At 62.7% G+C, this 21,159-nt stretch carries 12 protein-coding genes; 6 read left to right on the plus strand and 6 right to left on the minus strand.

Annotated features, from left to right (window positions below):
* Positions 1–5 precede the first annotated feature (5 nt).
* A complete protein-coding gene (ppsA, locus tag KJP30_RS15390) occupies positions 6–2,405 on the plus strand; it encodes a phosphoenolpyruvate synthase (RefSeq protein WP_218450231.1) in 2,400 nt (799 codons plus the stop codon).
* Positions 2,406–2,493: 88 nt separating this feature from the next.
* Here the strand turns inward: ppsA and KJP30_RS15395 are convergent, their stop codons facing one another.
* The gene (locus tag KJP30_RS15395; protein ID WP_218450232.1) at positions 2,494–2,961 is read right to left on the minus strand and encodes an Lrp/AsnC family transcriptional regulator; all 468 of its coding nucleotides are present in this window, start codon (positions 2,959–2,961) and stop codon (positions 2,494–2,496) included.
* A gap of 122 nt (positions 2,962–3,083) precedes the next feature.
* Here KJP30_RS15395 and KJP30_RS15400 point away from each other — a divergent pair, with 122 nt between their 5' ends.
* Entirely contained in the window at positions 3,084–6,524 is a 3,441-nt protein-coding gene (locus KJP30_RS15400) for an indolepyruvate ferredoxin oxidoreductase family protein (protein WP_218450233.1), read from the plus strand.
* A 71-nt stretch (positions 6,525–6,595) separates the two neighbouring features.
* On the plus strand, positions 6,596–8,632 hold the full coding sequence (locus tag KJP30_RS15405; RefSeq protein WP_218450234.1) for an FAD-dependent oxidoreductase: 2,037 nt from the start codon (positions 6,596–6,598) through the stop codon (positions 8,630–8,632).
* 18 nt (positions 8,633–8,650) lie between these two features.
* Here KJP30_RS15405 and KJP30_RS15410 read toward each other — a convergent pair whose 3' ends face one another.
* Entirely contained in the window at positions 8,651–9,406 is a 756-nt protein-coding gene (locus KJP30_RS15410; RefSeq protein ID WP_218450235.1) for a hypothetical protein, read from the minus strand.
* A 157-nt stretch (positions 9,407–9,563) separates the two neighbouring features.
* Between KJP30_RS15410 and KJP30_RS15415 the strand changes: the two genes are divergently transcribed.
* Positions 9,564–12,050 carry a chemotaxis protein CheB gene (locus tag KJP30_RS15415; protein WP_218450236.1) on the plus strand — a complete coding sequence of 829 codons (2,487 nt, stop codon included), beginning with the start codon at positions 9,564–9,566 and terminating at the stop codon, positions 12,048–12,050.
* A 9-nt stretch (positions 12,051–12,059) separates the two neighbouring features.
* On the opposite strand, the gene KJP30_RS15420 is transcribed toward KJP30_RS15415, so the two are convergent.
* Positions 12,060–12,491, minus strand: a complete 432-nt coding sequence (locus KJP30_RS15420; protein WP_218450237.1) for a response regulator — start codon at positions 12,489–12,491, stop codon at positions 12,060–12,062.
* 242 nt (positions 12,492–12,733) lie between these two features.
* On the opposite strand from KJP30_RS15420, the gene KJP30_RS15425 reads away from it, so the two are divergent.
* A complete protein-coding gene (locus KJP30_RS15425; RefSeq protein ID WP_218450238.1) occupies positions 12,734–13,759 on the plus strand; it encodes a Fe(3+) ABC transporter substrate-binding protein in 1,026 nt (341 codons plus the stop codon).
* A 65-nt stretch (positions 13,760–13,824) separates the two neighbouring features.
* On the opposite strand, the gene KJP30_RS15430 is transcribed toward KJP30_RS15425, so the two are convergent.
* Positions 13,825–14,304: a cupin domain-containing protein gene (locus KJP30_RS15430; protein ID WP_218450239.1), complete on the minus strand. Its 480-nt coding sequence runs from the start codon at positions 14,302–14,304 to the stop codon at positions 13,825–13,827.
* 106 nt (positions 14,305–14,410) lie between these two features.
* Here KJP30_RS15430 and KJP30_RS15435 point away from each other — a divergent pair, with 106 nt between their 5' ends.
* Positions 14,411–16,009: a winged helix-turn-helix domain-containing tetratricopeptide repeat protein gene (locus KJP30_RS15435; protein WP_218450240.1), complete on the plus strand. Its 1,599-nt coding sequence runs from the start codon at positions 14,411–14,413 to the stop codon at positions 16,007–16,009.
* Between the two features lie 4 nt (positions 16,010–16,013).
* Here the strand turns inward: KJP30_RS15435 and KJP30_RS15440 are convergent, their stop codons facing one another.
* Together KJP30_RS15440 and KJP30_RS15445 are read right to left on the minus strand one after the other, a co-directional pair.
* Complete coding sequence (locus tag KJP30_RS15440; protein ID WP_218450241.1) at positions 16,014–17,651, minus strand: ABC transporter permease; 1,638 nt, start codon at positions 17,649–17,651, stop codon at positions 16,014–16,016.
* Positions 17,652–17,796: 145 nt separating this feature from the next.
* Entirely contained in the window at positions 17,797–21,096 is a 3,300-nt protein-coding gene (locus KJP30_RS15445) for a DUF4214 domain-containing protein (protein ID WP_218450242.1), read from the minus strand.
* Between the last annotated feature and the right edge of the window lie 63 nt (positions 21,097–21,159).

Raw genomic sequence — 21,159 nt, forward strand, 5'->3', positions numbered from 1 at the left:
CCCCGATGGCAAGCAAGGATAGCGGCGACACGCGCAACCTGATCTGGTTCGAGAATTTAAGGCGCGAGGATGTGGCGCTGGTCGGCGGCAAGAACGCCTCGCTGGGCGAAATGGTCCAGTCGCTGGACGCGGGTCGTATCCGGGTGCCGCCCGGTTTTGCGACGACGTCGCGGGCCTATCGCGCCTTCATCCGCCTCAATGGTTTCGACGTTATCCTGAAACAGGAACTGGATGCACTGGCCTGCGGTCGCAAGTCCTTGGCGCAGGCGGGGCGTGCCATGCGCGAGGCCCTGACGGCAGGAGCCTTTCCGCCCGAGGTCGAAGCCGAGATCCTTGCTGCCTACCGTGACCTTGGCCGCCGCGTGGGACGCCAGTCGCCCTCTGTGGCGGTACGGTCCTCGGCCACGGCCGAAGACCTGCCGGATGCCAGCTTTGCCGGGCAGCAGGAGACCTTTTTGAACGTCACCGGCGAACGGGACCTGCTGTTGGCGTGTCGCCGCTGCTATGCCTCGCTGTTCACCGACCGGGCGATCACCTACCGCGAGATCAACGGGTTCGACCATCTGGACGTCGCCCTGTCCATCGGTATTCAGTTGATGGTGCGGTCGGATCTGGCCGGATCCGGGGTGATGTTTTCCATCGATACGGAAAGCGGCTTTGACAGGACGGTTCTGATCAATGCGGTCTGGGGGTTGGGCGAAAACGTCGTGCAGGGCGCGGTCAGCCCGGACGAGTACCAAGTCTACAAGCCGTTCCTTGATGATCCCCACCTGTTGCCGATCACGCACAAGGCGTTGGGCGCGAAAGAGATCAAGATGATCTATGGCACCGGCGAAGCGGCGGCCACCCGCAATGTGCCAACTTCGAAGGCGGAGCGGGAAAGCTATGTCCTCCGCGATACCGAGATCCTGGAACTGGCGCGGGCCGCGGCGGAAATCGAAAACCACTACGGCTGTCCGATGGACATGGAATGGGCCAAGGATGGCGTCGACGGGCAGATGTATGTCGTGCAGGCCCGGCCCGAGACCGTCCAGTCGCGCCACGGGGCCGGGGCGATGAAGACCTACTCGCTAGGCAAACACGGCGATGCGCTGCTGACCGGTCTCAGTGTCGGCGGGGCGGTGGCAAGCGGCGAGGTCATCATCATTGAAAGCGCCGCCGACATCGACCGTTTTATCGACGGCGCGGTGCTGGTCACCTCGACCACCGACCCGGATTGGGTGCCGGTGATGAAGCGGGCCTCGGCCATCATCACCGATCACGGCGGGCGAACCTCGCACGCGGCCATCGTCAGCCGGGAGCTGGGAGTACCTGCGGTGGTCGGGACGGGAAACGCGACCCATGTGCTGCATGACCAGCAGGTGGTGACAGTCTCCTGCGCCGGTGGCGAAGAGGGCGTGATCTATGCGGGAAAAGCCGAGGTGACGGTGGAGGAACTGGACCTTGACCACGTGCCCGAGACAAGCACGCAGGTGATGCTGAACATTGCCAACCCATCGACGGCGGCGCGCTGGTGGCGGCTGCCTGCGGATGGCGTGGGGCTGGCGCGGATGGAATTCGTGGTCTCGAACGAGGTCCGGGCGCACCCGCTGGCGCTGACACGCTATGACCAGCTGCGATCCGAGGCGGACCGGGATGCGATTGACGCCCTGACGTGCGGTTCTTCCGACCGCAGCGCCTTTTTCGTCGAGACGCTGGCGCGGGGCCTCTCGCGGATCGCGGCGGTCTGGTATCCGCGCCCCGTCATCGTGCGGATGAGCGATTTCAAAACCAATGAATATGCCGACCTGTTGGGCGGGCGGCAGTTCGAAGCGGAGGAAGAAAACCCGATGATCGGGTTCCGGGGCGCTTCGCGTTATTATTCCGAGGGCTATCGGGACGGGTTCGAACTGGAATGCCGGGCGATCCGGCGTCTGCGCGAGGAGATGGGTTTCGGCAACGTGGTGGTGATGATCCCCTTTTGCCGGACGGTCGGCGAGGCGGACCGGGTGCTGGAGGTCATGGCGGCGCAGGGGTTGCAGCGCGGCGACGCGGGGCTGGAGATCTACGTGATGTGCGAGATCCCGTCGAATGTCATCGAGGCCGAACGATTTGCCGAGCGATTCGACGGGTTTTCGATCGGGTCCAATGACCTGACCCAGCTGACGCTGGGGATCGACCGCGATTCCGAGGCTTTGTCGGAGCTGTTCGACGAGCGTGATCCAGCTGTGATGTGGATGATCGAGACGGTCATTGCCAAGGCCCGTGCGGCGGGGAAGAAGATCGGGCTGTGCGGGCAGGCGCCCTCGAACGACCCGGAGTTCGCGCGCCTGCTGGTGGCGGCGGGGATCTCGTCGATTTCGGTCACGCCGGACAGTTTTCTGGCAGTCAAGCGGAACGTAGCCGAGGCAGAGCGACAGCGCTGACGTGGATTATGATGCGGTGCGCGCTGTCGCGCGCGCAGGTTGTCTCGCCCGGCGGCCGTGTGGCCTTGGGCTCGGGGCCGGGGCGCGATCAGGGGGACAACGGGATTTCGGTGCCCTGCTTGATGCGGCGCAGCACGAACATTGTGGCGGTTCCGGCCACGCCCGCATGTTCCAGCACGTGCCGCATAAGGATGTCTTCGAGATCGGCGATGTCGCGGACAACGATGTGCAGCAGGTAATCCCATTCGCCCGAGATCGTGTAGACTTCGGTGATGGCCGGTTCGATTTCCATGGCGCGCTGGAATTCGGCCCGGGTGCGGGCGTCCTGTGATTTCATTCGTACCTGGACAAAGGCATCCATGCCGCGACCGACGGCGGCGGGGTCCACGCGGCGGACGGGAGGGCCGATCACGCCGCGATCTTCGAGCATGCGCAGCCGTCGCCAGCAGGTCGCGGGCGAACTGTTCACGCGTTGGGCGAGGTCCTGCATGCTGCCGGACGCATCTTTTTGAAGCACGTCCAGAATGCGGCGGTCGAGATCGCTGAGCTGAGCCATATGTTTCGAAATTTTCGATTTAGTGAGCCGGTTTGAGCAAAAATGAATGCAAGATTGAGAAATTGGAAGGTATTTTTCGAGGTTTTAGCTGAAAATTCACCATGCGAGACAGGGAGGCTGCCATGACGGACCAGACACCGATTTTGACAGATTATGCGCTAGAAGACCGCTATGCCCGCGAAACGGGCCGGGTGTTCCTGACCGGCACGCAGGCCATCATCCGCATCGCGCTGGATCAGGCGCGGCGGGACCGGGCGGCGGGGTTGGACACGCGGGGCTATATCTCGGGCTATCGCGGCTCGCCGGTGGGGGGCGTCGACCTGGAGGTGGCCAGCCATGCCAAGCTGGTCGAGGAGGCCGGGATCACCTTTCTGCCCGCGGTGAACGAGGAGTTCGGCGCGACCCAGATGATCGGGACGCAGCAGGTGGAAACCGACCCGGACAAGACCTGCGAGGCCGTATTCGGCCTGTGGTACGGCAAGGGGCCGGGGGTGGACCGGGCCAGTGACGCGCTGAAACACGGCAACGCTTACGGATCGTCGCCGCATGGCGGGGTGCTGGTGGTGGCCGGGGACGACCATGGCTGTGTCTCGTCCTCGATGCCGCATCAATCCGACGTGGCCTTCATGAATTTCTTCATGCCGACGTTGAACCCGGCCAATGTGGCCGAGTTCCTGCCGTTTGGCGAATGGGGCTATGCGCTTTCGCGGTTCTCGGGGATGTGGGTCGGTTTCAAGGCGATTTCCGAGACGGTGGAATCGGGCATGTCCTTTGACTTGCCTCCGGACCGCGCCTTTGCGGTGCCGGATTTCACCCCGCCCAAGGACGGGCTGCACTATCGCTGGCCCGACCTGCCCGGCCCGCAGATCGAAGAGCGGATGGAGGCCAAGAAAAACGCGGTTCTGGCCTTTGCCCGCGCCAACCCGATCGACCGGGCGGAATGGGGACACGAAGCGCGGTTCGGCATCGTGACCACCGGCAAGGCGCATCTGGACACGCTGGAGGCATTGCGCCTGTTGGGCATCGGCGAGGGGGAAGCGCGCGACCTTGGCATCGACATCTACAAGGTTGGCATGGTCTGGCCGCTGGAGGACGTGGGTGCCCTGCAATTTGCCGCTGGCAAGCAGGAACTGCTGGTGATCGAGGAAAAGCGCGGCATCATCGAAAGCCAGCTGAAGGAATATTTCTACGATTTCCCGGGGCAGAAGCCCGAGCGCATGGTCGGCAAACGCGACGAACATGGCGAGCGGCTGATCCCCTGGACGCATGAACTGGGCGCGGTGATGCTGGCCCGGATCATCGCGAAACGGCTGGATCTGAACCTTGGCACATCGCTCACGGAACGTGCCGAAGGGGTCGTGCCGCCGCCGAAACTGATCGAGGTTCCCGGCGCGGCACGCACGCCCTATTTCTGTTCGGGCTGCCCGCACAACACCTCGACCAAGGTGCCCGAGGGCAGCGCGGCGCTGGCCGGGATCGGCTGTCATTTCATGGCAAGCTGGATGAACCGAAACACCACCTCGCTGATCCAGATGGGCGGTGAAGGCGTGAACTGGGTCGCCCGGTCCAAGTTCAACGGCAACAAGCATATCTTTCAGAACCTTGGCGAGGGAACCTATTACCACTCGGGGTCTCTGGCGGTGCGTCAGGCGATTGCGGCGGGCACCAACATCACCTTCAAGATCCTGTTCAACGATGCGGTCGCCATGACCGGCGGGCAGACGGTGGACGGGCCGATCTCTGTTCATGCCATCGCGCAAACGGTGCTGGCCGAAGGCGCGAAGCGGGTTGTCGTGGTTTCGGACCAGCCGGAACAGTTCCGGCCCGCCGATTTTCCGGACGGGGTCGAGATCGAGCACCGCCGCCAGATGGACCGCATCCAGCGCGAATTGCGCGAGGTGCCGGGTACGACGGTGCTGATCTATCAGCAGACCTGCGCCACCGAGAAGCGCCGGTTGCGCAAACGGGGCAAGATGGCGGACCCGAAGAAATTCGCCGTAATCAACCCACTTGTCTGCGAAGGCTGTGGCGATTGCGGCGTCGAGTCGAACTGCCTGAGCGTCGAACCGTTGGAGACGGAGTTCGGCCGCAAGCGCAAGATCAACCTTAATTCCTGCAACAAGGATTTCACCTGTCTGAACGGCTTTTGCCCCAGTTTCGTGACCGTCGAAGGCGGGACGCTGAAAAAGGGCGGCGGCGTGTCGGGTGACAGGCTGGCCGAGATGAAGGCGGGACTGCCGGTCCCGGTGTTGCCGGGGCTGGACGCGCCCTGGGATATCCTTGTGACCGGTGTCGGCGGCACCGGGGTCGTGACCGTGGGGCAGGTGATCGCCATGGCCGCGAACCTTGAAGGCAAGGGAGCGAGCGTGCTGGATTTCATGGGCTTTGCGCAGAAATTCGGGCCTGTGCTCAGCTACCTGCGCATGTCGGCCACCCCGCAAGAGGTAAACCAGGCACGGATCGAGCCGTCTTCGGCGGATGCGCTGATCGGTTGTGATCTTGTGGTCAGTTCCTCGCCCAAGGCTTCGATGACCTATCGGGCGGGCCATACACGGGCGGTGGTGAACACGGCGATGATGCCGACCGGGGATTTCACCCGCAATCGGGACGCGGACCTGAAACCCGGCCAGCGTTTGGAAAGAATCGCTGCCGGGGTGGACGCGGCGTCGCTGGCCGCGCTGGATGCCAACGCGCTGTCCGAGGCGCTGCTGGGCGATACGGTCTATGCCAACGTGCTGATGCTGGGCGCGGCCTGGCAGGCGGGGCTGGTACCGCTTTCCGAGGCTGCGCTGATGCGGGCCATCGAATTGAACGGCGTGAAACCGGAACAGAACAAGGCGGCCTTTGACTGGGGGCGGGTGGCGGTGGCCGATCCCGCAGCGGTCGAACGGATTGCCGGGATCAGCGCGGCCCCGGTGCAGACGCTGGAACAGATGATCGAGCGGCGGGTCGAATTCCTGGCCGACTATCAGGATGCGGCTTGGGCGGCGGCTTATCGGCGCGACCTGCGACCGGTGATCGAGGCCGAAACGCGGGTGGCGGGCGCACCGGGTGCCCTGAGCGAGGCGGCGGCAAAAGGTCTGTTCAAGCTGATGTCCTACAAGGACGAATACGAGGTGGCGCGCCTGCATACCCAGACCGGTTTCCTCGAAGGGCTGGATGCGCGATTCGACGGGGATTTCACGGTACGCCACCATCTTGCGCCGCCGATGCTCTCGGCGGGCCGGGATGCACGCGGGCGGCCGGTGAAACGCGCCTTTGGCCCCTGGGTGCAGGTGGCGTTCCGACAACTGGCGCGGATGAAACGCCTGCGCGGCACCCGTTGGGATGTCTTTGGCCGCACCGAGGAGCGGCGGATGGAGCGGGCCCTGATCGCCGAGTACCGCAGCCTGCTGGATCGGCTGGTGCGGGGGCTGTCCCCGGACAACCAGGCCGAGGCCGCGCGGATTGCCGGGATGGTCATGGAGATCCGCGGCTTTGGCCCGGTCAAGGAAGGGGCCGTGGCCGAGACCAGCGCGCGCATCGACAGGGCGATCCGGGTCTATGAGGGGGAAGTTCTTTAACCGACCGCACGTTTGGGTTATTGCCTTGCGCAGACGCCTGACAGGCAGCGGCGAGGAGAGGAGCCTTGACCATGACCACCGACAGCCCCGTTACCGTCACCCGTGAGGGCGACCTGGCCTGGGTGACTATCGACAACCCGCCCGTGAACGCGACCAGCACGGCAGTGCGCGCCGGGCTGGCCCGGGCGGTGGACGAGGTGCGGGGCGCGCGCGTGGCGATCCTGACCTGCGCGGGCAAGACCTTTGTCGCAGGCGGGGATATGTCGGAATTCGACGCGCCGCCGGTCGAACCGCATCTGCCCGACGTGGTGCAGATGATCGAGGACAGCGAGGTGCCCTTTGTCGCGGTGATGCAGGGCAATGTTCTGGGCGGCGGGTTCGAGATCGCCATGGGCTGTGCCTGGCGCATTGCTGCCAAGGGCACGCGGTTCGGGCTGCCAGAGGTCAACGTGGGCCTGATCCCCGGCGCGGGCGGCACACAGCGCGCGCCGCGCCTGATCGGCATGGCGGCGGCCATCGACATGGCGGCCTCGGGGGCGATGCTGGATGCGGAGGCCTTGCAGGCGCTGGGCGGACTGGATGCCTTGGTTGATGGGGATCTTGAACAGGCCGCACGAGATTTCGCTGCCGATCTGCCGGAACGGCCCGCCAAGGTCTCGGCCCGCGTGGCCGAGCCGATGAGCGCCGAGGACCTGGACGCCAAGCGCAAGGCCGTGACCAAGCGCGCACGCGGGCAGGCCTCTCCGGGGCTGAACATCGATGCGCTTCAGTGGTCTCTGCTGCCCTTTGCCGAGGGGCAGCCCAAGGAGCGCGCGCTGCATCTTGAACTGCGTCAGAGCGCCGAGAGCCGCGCCCTGCGTCACGCCTTTTTCGCCGAACGCGAGGTGGCGCGCCCCAAGGCGGCCGAAGGCGCGGAACCGCGCGTCCTGACCCGGATCGCCGTGGTTGGTGGCGGCCTGATGGGCGCCGGGATCGCGGTGGCGAGCCTTGGCGGCGGGTTGCAGGTGACCCTGATCGAACGCGATGCCGAAGCCGCTGCCGGGGCGGCAGAGCGCGTGGCGGGTCTGATCGACGGCGCGGTGAAACGCGGCAAGCTGACCGAGGCAAAAGCGGCAGAGCAGAAAGCCCGTTTCAATGCGACGGCAGACTATGCCGACGCCGCGGGCGTGGATCTGGCCGTCGAAGCGGTGTTCGAGGATCTGGAGGTCAAACGCGCGGTGTTCCGCCAACTGGCCGAGGTGGTGGGCGAGGAGGCAATCCTTGGCACCAATACGTCTTACATCGACCCGCGCGAGATCTTTGACGGCATCCCGAACCTGTCGCGTTGCCTTGGGTTGCACTTTTTTTCGCCCGCCCATGTGATGAAGCTGTTGGAGATCGTTCCGCTGCCCGAAACCTCGACCGAGGTGCTGGCGACTGGCTTTGCCTTCGGCAAGCGGCTTCGCAAGGTCTCGGTTCTTGCGGGGATCTGCGACGGCTTTATCGGCAACCGGATGCTGGCCGAATACCGGCGGGCGGCGGAATACCTGCTGGCCGACGGCGCGCTGCCGCAGGATGTGGACGCCGCCGCGCGGGCGATCGGTTTTCCGATGGGGCCGTTCGAATTGCAGGACCTGACCGGGTTGCAGATCGCCTGGGCCAACCGCAAGCGGCAGGCCGCCACGCGCGATCCGGTGCAACGTTACGTGACCATCTCGGACCAACTGTGCGAGATGGACCGGCTGGGCCAGCGCAGCGGCAAAGGCTGGTATGACTATGTGGAAGGGGACCGCAGGCCGCAGCCGTCCGAGGCCGTCGAAAAGGTCATCCTGGACTACGCGCAGGCGCAGGGGATCACGCGGCGCAGCTTTGACCGCGACGAGATCGTGGCGCGCATTCTGGCCGTTCTGGCCAACGAAGGCGCCCGCATTGTCGAGGAAGGCATCGCCGAAAGCGATGCCGCCGTGGATATGGTTCAAATCCATGGATACGCCTTCCCGCGCTGGCGCGGCGGTCCGATGCAGGCCGCGGGCGAGCTCGGTTGGGATCAGATAGCCGCAACCATGACCCGGCTGACCGAGGAAAGCCCCGGCAGCTGGGTTCTGAGCAACCGCATCACCAAGCGATGAGGCGGACCCGCGCGGGCGTCATCCTGTCTTGTGCAGGTGATGCCCGTGCAGGATCGAAACATCCTCGCCGCGCACCGTGCCCTTGTCAGCTTCCCAATGCAGGTCGCGCGTGGTCAGCGTGTGATGCGAACTGAGCGCAAGAGGAGCCTTGGGCAGTTTGGGTGTCTCATTCGCATCGCGCATTGCGCCCGCTTCGATGAATCGAGTCAGCAGGCTGATGTAGTCCGACAGTTCGTCCCGTTTGGCCCGCATGGTTTTGACCCGTGCGGCCAGCACTTTGGCATCTTTTTCGGACAGACCGTGTTCGAGGATGTGATCAAACGCCTCCAGCGCGGGGTAAAGCAGATCCTGAAGAACCGGAAGCGCCACTGATTCCATGTCGATGGGCCGGTCGGATTTGCCGCGCAGGTCCTGATGCAGGACAAGACCCGGATCGCCGTTTGCGCGCACGAAGCGGATGCTGGCCGTGCCCGATCCGTCCGGGGCGACACGGGTCAAGACCCGCAGTCCGCTCAGCTGAAGACCGGGCAGTTCCAGCGCGAAATCCGTATCGCTGAAGACGGCTGTGTCAGTTGCAGAACCAAGATATTCCTGCAGGGCGGTTGCAACCTGAGGGGCAAAGACTTCATGTACGGGTTGTGGTGTGTCGAGCAGGATTCGCTGACCGTGCCGCGGAAAACGCAGGCGCGCGTTCACAACCTGCCAAGCCGAGTCGGAGGTGTTCTTGTTCAGCCAAATTTCAATCGTACCAGGGATTACCGCTGCGGTCGTCACGTCAGGCTCCTATCAGTGTTCCTCGACCCGTCCGGGGTAAAAGGTGAAACTCGTTCATATCTTTTAAAGGTTTATTTGAGCAAAGTCGTTAAATGAAGGTAAACGCCGGAGGTCAACAAACCGTTAACGGCAGTGTTCAGCCTGGTTCGGAAATCACATGAACGATACGAGTAACGTCAAGACAGTTGTCGGGATCGCAGCCTCGGCCGGGGGGCTAGAGGCGATGTCCCTGCTGGCGCAACATCTGCCGGTTGATGCAGGCTGTGCCTATATCCTCGCCCAGCATATGTCACCGCATCACGCCAGCGTTTTGCCGACCCTTTTGGCCCGGGAAATCCGGCTTGTGGTCAAGGCTGTGGACCAGTCGATGCCGTTGGAGCCGAACACGATCTACGTACCGGTGCCCAAGTCCGATCTAGTGGTTGAAAACGGTGCCGTTCACCTGCGTGAACCCTCGGGACATGTGGCAGAGCCGAAACCCTCGGCTGATCGTCTGTTTTCCTCGATTGCCGAATGTTTCGGTGAAAACAGCGTGGGCATCGTCCTGTCCGGTACGGGCAGCGACGGCAGCTATGGCGTTCAGGCGATTCGCGAGGCGGGTGGCATCACGATCGCGCAGGATTCCGCCTCGTCCAAATATGACACGATGCCCACCTCGGCGATCGAAACGGGCTGCATCGACCTTGTCCTGTCGCCACGACAGATCGGCGAACAGATCGGTGCGATCCTTAGTCGCCCGCGCGATTTCTCGGCGATTCAGGCCATGCAGGATCAGCCCAGCGAGTATGACGACCTGTACCACATGCTTCAGGCGCGGACGCGGGTGAACTTTCGCCACTACAAGGAAAAGACCGTGGGTCGGCGAATCCAGCGCCGGATGATCGCGCGCGGCTTTGAGGATTACGCAAAATACGTGCGCTTCTGCCGTGAAAAGCCCGAGGAACTGGATGCTCTGTATCGCGATCTGCTGATTTCGGTCACGCGGTTCTTCCGCGATCAGGATCAGTTCGATGCGCTGGCCGTCGCGCTGAAAGATCATGTGGAACAGAATGATCACCGGCCCATCCGCGTCTGGGTGCCGGGCTGCGCTACGGGCGAAGAGGCCTATTCCATTGCTTTCATGCTGTGTGACCTGCTGGGCTTTCCCAAGCGGGACGGAGCGCGCAACATCCAGATCTTTGCCACCGACCTTGATTCAGCGGCGCTGGGCCGGGGACGCGCCGGGGCCTATCCGGCCAGCGCGGCGGCGGGCATCCCGCCCAAGATGCTGGAAACCTATTTCTCGGTTCATGAGGACGTTCTGCGTGTCAAACAAGAGGTGCGCAACCTTGTCCTGTTCTCGCAACACAACGTGTTTCAGGACCCGCCGTTCAGCGATATCGACATCGTCAGCTTTCGTAACACGCTGATCTATTTCGATACGGCGCTCCAGGAAAAGGTGATGTCGCGGCTTCTCTACGCAATGCGCCCGGGCGGGTTGTTGTTCATAGGGACATCGGAGAACATCGGTGCGTTGGAGCCCTACTTCGAACGTATCGGTGACCGTGCGCGGCTGTTCCGCAAGCGGACCAGTGCCTCTTTCGATCACAAGGCGCTTGTGCGTTTCGGTGTGCCGGCCAAGCTGGAATCCGCTGCGCGCCAGCCGTCCAAGAAATCCTCCTCCAAGGCGATCGAGGACAGCGAAGTGTTCGGAACACTTGCCGCAGCGGTTGCGCCGGTCGGGTTCCTTGCCAATGACAAGAAGGACCTCGTGCGGATTTTTGGGGATATCAGCGCCTTTACCGCCGTCACCGACGACGTGCGCGGGCGGCTGACCACCAATATGCTCAAGCCGCAGATGGCGGCCGAAGCCGCGAGCCTGATTCCGCTGTGCCTGAAGCATGGCAAGCCCCGGAACGGTCTGTGGCGTGAGATGCTGGGCCATGGGTTCAACCGTGTGCGGCTGCGTGGCTATCCTATCGACAGGGATTCTGCCGGGGACAACGGGCGGCTTGTGCTGGTCTCGATCGAAACGGAACTGGTTGAGGATACGGTGCTGCCCAAGTCTTCGGATCGCGAGACTTCGGACTATCTTGCCTATGTCGAAAGCGAACTGGCCGACGCGCGCGAGGCGTTGCAGATCACGCTGGAGGAATTGCAGACCTCAAACGAGGAACTGCAATCGACCAATGAAGAACTGCAATCGACGAACGAGGAGCTGCAATCGACCAACGAAGAGTTGGAAACCTCGAACGAGGAATTGCAGTCGACCAACGAAGAGCTGATCACCGTCAACGAAGAGCTGCTGATCAACTCGGATGAGCTGAATCGCCTTGTGGCCGAGCAGACAGCCACGCAAGAGGTTCTTCCGCTGCCGCTTTTGGTGGTGGACACCAAGTTGAACATCAAAAGCGCGTCGCGCAATGCGGTTCAGCTGTTCGGTCTGTCAGAACGCGGTGCGCACATGGGGCACATCAGCCAAGTGGGCCTGCCGTCCGAGAATTTTCCCAAACTGGCGGACGTGTGCAGCGATGTGCTGACGCGGCAAAAGACCCGGACCGAGACATTCGAATTTGCCGGTCACATGCAGGAAATGCGCGTGGTGCCCTATTTTCTGAAAGGGACGGAACTGGTTGGGCTGACGATCACCTTCCAGCGGGCCTGAGCACCGTCGTCAACGCTGGTCGGAGGATGTTTCGGCCAGCAGGCGTTCCACTGCCTCCAGCAGCCGCGCGGGCGGAAAGGGCTTGCCCAGTACCTCGTTCGCGCCAAAGCTTTGCGCTGTTTGCAGCAGGTCTTTGTTCCATGGATTGTTGACCGCGCCCGACATGGCGATGGCCGGAATATCGGCAGGCGTTGCAAAGGGCCGGGTGGGCAGTTGTTGCCGCAAGCGGGTCAGGAACAGCAATCCGCCTTCGGGCACGAGCTGACCTTGGATCTTGATCAGGATATCGACGATAACAAGGTCGATCTTGCGGTGCTTGACCAGTTCCAGCGCCTCTGCGCCGGTCTGGGCCAGCGTAACCTCATGTCCGGCCGTGACAAGGGTTTGCCCGACGAGGTCGGCAAACAAGGTGTCGTCTTCCATGATCACGATCGAGGCCATGTGCGCGCCTTTTTGTCCTGCGTTGCAAAAGTCGTAACACTACAGGTTGTAGCGAAAAATCTGAATCTTCGATGTTCTTTAAAAAATCATGCGATTGTCGCGCTTTGCAGGATTGACGGTCGGGGTTCTGGTTTCGGCAAGCCACCGCCGCAAGCAAAATTCGTGCCGGGCGGGGCTTGCATCCGCGGAGCGATCCTGTAATTGACTAAAACAGTAAGGATTGAGTCCAATCGGAGAGAAGCATGACCTTCACAACCCGTCTTGGCACCGTTGCGCTGCTTGCGTCGACCGTGCTGGCCCCGGCCGCTGCCATCGCCGAAGGCGAGGTGAACATCTATTCCTCGCGGCACTACGACACCGACGAGCGTCTGTATTCGGACTTTGAAGATGCCACCGGCATCACCATCAACCGGATCGAGGGCAATGCCGACGAGCTGATCGCCCGGATGCAGGCCGAAGGCCGCAATTCGCCCGCGGACATCCTGCTGACGGTCGACACGTCGCGTCTTGAACGTGCCAAGGATGCTGGTGTTCTTCAGCCGATCGAAAGCGCCGTTCTTGAGGCGCGTGTTCCGGCCTATCTTCAGGATGCCGAAAACGAATGGTTCGGCTTTTCCCAGCGCGCGCGGATCATCTTTTACGACAAGCAGGACGTGACAGAGCCGCCGCTGACCTATGAGGACCTTGCCGATCCCAAATTCGCGGGCAAGGTGTGCATCCGGTCGGGCACCAACGCATATATGCAGACTTTGCTGGCCGCGATGGTTGAACACATGGGCGAAGATGCCGCTCGTGACTGGGCCTCGGGTGTGGTGGCCAACTTTGCCCGCGATCCGCAGGGCGGTGACACCGACCAGCTGCGCGGCATCGTGTCGGGTGAATGCGACATCGTCCTGTCCAACACCTATTACTTCGCGCGCGTCTTCCGCATGGATGTCAGCGGCGTGACCGAAGGTGTCGAGAACATCGGCTGGATCTTCCCGAACCAGGACGGCACCGGTGCGCATATGAACCTGTCGGGCGGCGGCGTGGCCGCACATGCGCCGAACAAGGACAACGCCATCAAGTTCCTTGAATACCTCGCCAGCGATCAGGCGCAGAAGTATTTCTCGGCGGGCAACGATGAATACCCGGCGGTTCCCGGCGTGGGCCTCAGCCCGACCGTGGCGGAACTGGGCTTTTTCAAACCCGATGACGTAGATCTGTCGGCGGTCGCCAAGAACATCCCGACGGCGCAAAAGATCTTTAACGAGGTTGGCTGGAAATAAACCGGCACTCATACAGGCGGAAAAGGCGGGGGAGACCCCGCCTTTTTCTTGCGACCTTGGCCAGGTCACTGGGCGGCCAGCGGCGGCCCGGTAAAGATCTGCCCGAATTCGGCCGAGATGCGGTTCAGCTCGTCCATGTCATCGGGCAGCTTGAGATGTTTGGTGGCCTCGAAGAAGCCCTCGAACCCGCCAGGTGTCACGATCACAAGGATCTTGCCCCCGGAGTCGCCGGTCAGGTGAAAGGTGTGATCCACCCCCTTTTGCACAAAGACGGCTTCGCCCTGCGATACGTGGATCACCTCGCCATCGGCAAGGAAATCGGCACCGCCCTCCAGCACGTAAAAGGCCTCTCCGGCATCGTCGTGAACGTGTCGCGGCGGTCCGCCGGGGCCGGGAAAGCGCGACGTGAACATCCCAAGGGACCCGCCGGTTGCGTCCTTGTCCAGAAGCACGTGAATGGTCGATCCGTTCCATTCGATCGGGTCATGTGCCAAGGCGGGCAGGGCGAGCGCAACAAGCGTCAGTGCAAGAAAACTGCGGGTCATTCCATCCTCCAATCAATGCGGGGCGCGGCAAGAATTTGGTCGGGCGCGCCAAGTGTCGTATGATCCCAGCAAGCGGGCTGACCGCGGATTTTCCGAACGAAAACCGGTGAAAATTTACGAAATCAAGAAAACGGGCCATGTTCTGGACGGATCGAACGGTGCCCTGACAGACGAATCCGGCAAGCTGGTGGAGCTGCGTCCGCAGACCCGCGAGGTGCTAAGGCTGCTTGCGGCTTCGCCCAACCGGACAGTGACAAAGGCAGAGTTCACCGCTGCCGTCTGGGAGGGGCGCACCGTCGGGGACGACAGCCTTGTGCAATGCATCGCCGAGATCCGCAGCGTGCTGGAGGATGGCGGGCGCAGGATCATCCAGACGGTGCCACGCAAGGGGTATCGTTTTGTCCCGCCCGAGGCACCGCGACAGGGTCTGTGGACCCCGTTCCGCAAACGCGCGGCGGTGGTGGCGGGGGGTGTCCTGACCTGCCTTGTCGCGCTGGCCCTTGTCCTCTGGCCCGGCCGCGACGCACATACACGCGCGCCGGTGGTCGCGGTCTTGCCGCTGGAAGACCTGAGCCCGCCCCCACAGCAAGGATACCTGAGCGACGCGCTGGCCGAGGGCATCATAACCGAGTTGGCCCGCTTTCCGCAGTTCTTGGTCATCGCCCGAAACTCCAGCTTTCAGTTTCGCGATAAGCCCACGGATGTGCGTCGGATCGGGCGGGCGCTGGGCGCGGGTTATGTCGTCGAAGGCAGCCAGCAGTTCGACGGTACCCGGCTGCGCGTGACGGTGCAGTTGGTGGAAACGGCCAGCGGCGCGCATGTTTTTGCCGACAGCTATGAGCGCGACCTGCATGATCTCTTTGCCGTGCAGAACGAGATTGTCCGGCAGGTGGCGTCGGTCGTCGGGCAATCCTTGTTGACGGATTTGCCGATCCGGACCGCGGAGAGAGGCGTTGATTCCCGGCTGCGTGGCTTGCAGGCCCGCAAGCTGATGAGCCAGCTCAGCCATGAGAACTGGGTCAAGGCGCTGGCGTTAGAGCGGACTTCGATCCGCGAAGAGCCGGACTCGGCCTGGGGGTATATTGGAACCTCGCTGATGCTGGGGGTTGCGGCGCAAACCGGTTGGATCAAGCCACGCGACGAGGTGCTGGCCGAAGCCGTGGACCTGGCCGAAACCGCCATGCGCCTGGCGCCGGAAAATTACATGTCGCAATTCACCATGGGCCGGGTTTTGTCGCGCACGGGCCAACTGCAAGAGGCAGTGCTGCATTTCGAACGTGCGGCGGAATTGAACCCGTCGGATTCGCTGGTGTTGATCGGCATGTCGCGGCCTTTGCTGCATCTGGGCCAGACGGATCGTGCCATCGAGGTGCTGTTTCAGGCCAAGGCGGTGGATCCGCTGCACGGGGACTGGCTGCGCTGGCAGCTTGGCTGGGCGTATTGGCAAAAGGGGGATTGCGAAGAAGCGCTGACGTGGATGCAAAGCATGAGCTCACCGCCGGTGCCCTCGGCCAAGACGCTGGCGACGATCCATGTCTGTCTGGGGCAGATCCCGGAGGCCCGCACGGCCTTGCAACGGTTTCTGGACAAGGAACCGGGCTATGGTCTGAGGGAAGAACGGGCATGGGTGCCGACGGCCTGGCAGCCCGAGGGTATCCGAGAGCGGTATCTGGACCAGTTGCGACAGGCCGGGATGCCGGACTAGGCCTTTAGCCCCTTCGGCGCATCCGGCGGATCAGCAGGATAACCGGCAGAAGGCCAAGCGCGGCAATGACAAGGCTGGGCACGGCGGCGCCCTCTAGTCGTTCGTCGGCGGCCAGCCGGTGGGCCTGAACCGCCAGTGTGTCATAGTTGAACGGGCGCATGATCAACGTGGCGGGCAGCTCTTTCATCACGTCGACAAAGACGATCAATGCAGCCGTCATCAGGCTGGGGCGAAGCAGCGGCATGTGGATACGGCGCACAGTGCCCATGGCGTTTTGGCCCAGCACCCGCGCCGCGGCGTCGATATTGGGGCTGACGGCGGAAATGCCGCCCTCATAGGCACCAATCGCGGCGGCCAGAAAGCGGATCATGTATGCGCCGATCAGCACCCAGATCGACCCGGTGAACAACAGGCCGGTGGAGATGTCGAAGGTGTCGCGCATCCAGCTGTCCAGCGCATTGTCGAAGGCGGCGAAGGGCACCAACAGGCCAACCGCAATGACCCCACCCGGAACCGCATAGCCCAATCGTCCGATATACAGCGTAGTGCCCGAAAGCCGTCCGGGCAGGATGCGGCTGACGCTGCCAAGGGTAATGGCGGCGGCCACCGTGACCAGTGCGGCAACAGTGGCAAGCGTCAGCGAGTTCTCGATAAAGCGGATGTAGCGGCGGCTGAGCAGGTCCTGTTCCGACCCGATGGCCATCGTCAGCAGGGCCACCGCAGGGATGACCGCGCCCAGCAGCACCGGCATGGCGCAGGCCAGCGTTGCAGCCCAGTTGAGCGCCCCGGTCAGCGGCGCACGCGGGGCCGGTTCGTTGCGGCGACCGGCGTGATAGCGGGCCTGACCGCGGCTGTTCCTCTCCAGCACCGCCAGCAGCAGGGCAAAGGCCAGCAGGCCCAGCGCAAGCTGCGCGGCCCCGGCGCGGTCGGCCAGCGAAAACCAACTGGTGTAGATGCCGGTGGCAAAGGTCTGGACGCCAAAGTACGAGACCGTGCCATAGTCGGCGATGGTCTCCATCGCGGTCAGCAGAACACCCGCCGCGATGGCCGGGCGCGCCATCGGAAGCGTCACTGTCAGGAAAGCGCCCAGCGGCGTGCGCCCAAGCGAGCGCGCGGCAAAGACCGTTGTCGCGCTTTGCGCAAGAAATGCCGCACGGGCCAGAAGGTAGACGTAGGGATACAGCACCAGCATCAGCATGGTCGCGGCCCCGCCGGTCGATCGGATCTCGGGGAACCAATAATCGCGCGGGCCCCAGCCGGTCAAATCGCGCAGCGTGGCCTGCACGATGCCGGGGTGGTCCAGCAGGTGGGTATAGGCATAGGCGATGACATAGGCGGGAAAGGCCAGTGGCAGAACCAGAGCCACCTCAAGGATGCGTCGGCCGGTGAACTCGGTCATCACCACCAGCCATGCCGCCCCGGTGCCGATCAGAAAGGTTCCCAGTGCCACCAGCGCCAGCAGGATCAGGGTGGTGCCGGTGTAGCGTGCAAGGACGGTATCAGCGAGATGGGAGAGTGTATCGCTTTCCGCCGACAGCGCGGCCAGCAGCACGCCGAGGTGGGGCAGGGCGCAAAAAGCGGCGATCAGGATGGCGATGCCGAAGAGTATCCGCTCGGTGGCTGAGTGGTGCCGACGCTGCATTGACTGCCTCCTTCGAACGCAGGGAGAGCCGCGCCGCACGCTGCCTTCCGAGCATTTTTATCGGGATTGGCGGGGATCGGAAGCAGAGTCAAGCGGTCCGGCCCGACGACCGGCCATGCCGTGAACGAATGACAGCTGTCGGGGGTCAGGCGTAAAGGATCATGTCCGCGGTAATCTCGTCGAGCGTCTGATCGTTGAAGATCACGGTCACGCCCTGATCCCGGAAAACAACGTCGTCGCCTTGCTGGCTCATCCGGGCAAGGGCGGCATCGGCGTCGGCATAGCCGAAATCGGACAGGTCGATCATGTCCCAAGGTTCCAGATCGGTGACGATGTGGGTGCCATCGTCATCTGTGTCAAAAACGAAACTGTCGCAATATTGCCCACCGGACAGGATGTCATTGCCAGAGCCGGCCTCCAGCACGTCATCCAGTCCAAGGGCCTGCATATAGGCTTTGACGTCGGCGGCGGCCTCCTGAACAAACTCCGGGGTTTCCAGCATGTCCAGCAGCACATCGGCGCGGTCGCGTCCGGAGCCAAGCTCGGCCGTCCAGCGGGCCAGTTCGGTGCTGTCCGGCGCGCGGTCCAGCACGTTGCGATAAACACGGGTGACGAAACCGGAGTCCGACAATGCGCCGGGCCCGCTTTGGTACTGGGTCGAGGCCATAATCGCATCAAGGGTTGCGGACAACGGGCCGCCCTCTGCAAGATCCTGCATCCAAAGCTGGAAATCGGCGGCGTCCGGCGGCGTACCGAACAAGGCCTCGTGAATGCGATACAGTTCGTCCGTCGAAGACGTCACGTCCCAACGGGCGTCAAACGCATTCTGCGACTCGAGCGTGGACGCCTTGTTTTCCGGGCTTTCGGCAAAGTGTCGGACTACGGTCTGCCGTGTCATCCCGTCCGCTAGCTTGGATAGCCATGCCTCCATGCCGCCGGGATCAGGCGACCGTCCCAGCACATTGCGGTAAAGCAGGGTGATGAACTCGGCATCGGTGGTATCGCCATAGGTCCGCTGAAACTCGCGCGAGTTCATGAAGCCTTGCGAAACCTCGGCATGTGTCATGGCCGACGAGGCCAGTTGGATCACCCAGAACTGGTGCCCGTTTACATCCGGTTCGCGACCGAAAACGGCCTTGTAGATGCGATAGACCATTTCCGAAGTCGTCGTTCCGTAAAGGCCGCGCGCTTCGGCAATCAGAAGGTCCGTGCCGTCGCCGCCCATCAGGGTGTCATGGCCGCTTTGGCCGACCAGAACGTCGTGCCCGGCATTGCCGCTCAGGATTTCTCCGCCACTTGTTCCGGTCAGACGGTCGTTGGCGGCGGTGCCATACTGGCCGGTCGGGGTGCCGCCAAGGTCTTTGAGATAGTCGGTGACAGAGATCACCTGATCATCGAAGGCAAGATATTCGACCCCGGTCAGCCGGGCATCCAGATCGTCGCCAACAAGGCGCAGCTGGCCGTTGCTGATGGTGGCGGTGTAGGCGCCTCTGGCCAGGTCCAGCTGAACGGTGTCTTTGCCCGCGCCGCCGTCGATCGTCTTGGTTCCGGTCCCGGCCACGATCAGGTCATCCCCCGCTCCGGCCAGCACCGTGTCATTCCCGGTGCCCGCGACGATCGAGTCATTGCCCGAGCCGGCAGAAAGGTGGTCATTCCCGTGGCCACCCTTGACCGTGTCGTCGCCTTCGCCGGTAGACACCCTGTCATTGCCGCCGCGCGCCAACACCACGTCTTGCCCAACGCCGCCGGTGAGGACTTCATCGGCGTTTGTGCCTTCTTGCACCCATTTCTTTTCGACAACGACCTGCACCACGTCATAGGGCATCAGGTGCAGCCGGGCCTCGCCGCTGTTCAGGTAGTCACCCGGCAGGTCAATCAATTGCGGCGAAACATCCACTTCGGTTGCGAAATAGTAATCCGTGATGTCCTGCGGGTTCACGGCCAAGGCAACGATCCCTGTCGCGGTGGGCAGATAGGTCCGGTACTGACCGTCGCTGGTCTGTTGCAGGTGGTTCTTGTTTGTATCGTCGAAAAAGACCAAATCGGACAGAAACGCCAGTTCCTCGGCATCGATATAGCGCCGCCCGATCCGGTTCAGTCCGTTGTCATCCGCAAGATCGCTTAGCCCGTCCGAGGTTGAACGGTCCATGGTCAGGCGTGTGACTTGGACCGAAGTGGCCTCGTCGAGGAAGGGCGAAAGGTCCAGCGTTATTGTGCCCGGCTCCAGATCGCGCAGCGAGACATAGATCACGTCGTGATAGGGGCTGGCGAAATAGTTGATCTCGACCTCGCCGCTACTGCCGGTCCACTCGGTTTGAATGCTTTCAAATCGTTCGACATGGCCGGTTTCGCCGCTGGTTTCGGGGCGCAGGTTGTCGGCCATCAGCTGAAAGGCCGCGCCTCCGGCCGAAAGGTCCATGTCATCGGCGCTGCGGTTGCCCGCGATTGTGTTCGAGGTCCGGTGTTGAAGCGGCCAGATAAAAGCGTCTTGGGTATCCACCTGAACGATGAATTCGAACATTTCGACAAGGGTCGAGGCCGCCGCCATACCCTGTTGGTTCATGTTGGAATTCAGCACATTCCATTCGGTGATATAGACAGGCACCTCGCGGCCAAGAAGCTGGCTGAAACCGTCGATGCGCAGGTCGATGCTGCGCACCTTCTGGTTGGTGTCCTCGAAAACCACAGAGTCCGTGTGCTGGGTGTTGTAGTAATAGTGGGCCACAGCCCCGTCGATGGCATCCAGAGCACGGGGATCAAGCCACGCGAGGATGGCTTCGCTGGCCTCGTTGAAGTTCCCGTTGCCCTTGTAGGCGCTGCCTGCGCCGCTTGGATCGCCAAGCTGAATAAGGATCGCGGGATCATGGTCCAGCGCGGGATAATCCGAATCCAGCCGGTCAATGGCGTCCTGCGCGGCATTGATGACCCGGTTAGCGGCAATGCCATACTCTGTCTCGGTCATGGAGGACACGAAATCGCTGTCTGGATTGTCCTCGGGGTGGGTGCTGCGGTCGAAACCATCCACCCGCTTGCCGATCGAGTATTCGTTGCCGATTTCCAGTGCCGCGACGTGATCGCCGTATTCTTGCAGCAAGAGATAGACGAAGGCTTCGATCTGGGCGGCGGGAATGTCCACCTTGGTCGGCAGGACAATGGTCACCCGGATCATGTTGTCCGGCGTGCTGTTGGCAACGACCCAATCCATGAAGGCCCGCACCTCGGCCCGCAACTGGCCGTTCTCAAGGCGGGTGATGTCCAAGGTGTTTTCGGCATGACCGCCGGGATAACGCATATGCGTCAGGTCAAGCGCGTCGACAGCCGCAACAAAGCCGTCATGGGGCAGCATATCCCCATTGCCGCCGACATTGATGTCATGCAGCGCATTGGTTCCGAAATGACTATCCTTGACGAAAGTCCCCGTGGCTGTCGCCGATGCCAGGGACATGTTGAATGACGCCATGACTCACCCCTCTTTGAGGGCAATTTCGGCGTTGGGACTGGCGCGGAA

The sequence above is a fragment of the Antarctobacter sediminis genome, assembly GCF_019218285.1.
Taxonomy (GTDB): Bacteria; Pseudomonadota; Alphaproteobacteria; order Rhodobacterales; family Rhodobacteraceae; genus Antarctobacter; species Antarctobacter sediminis.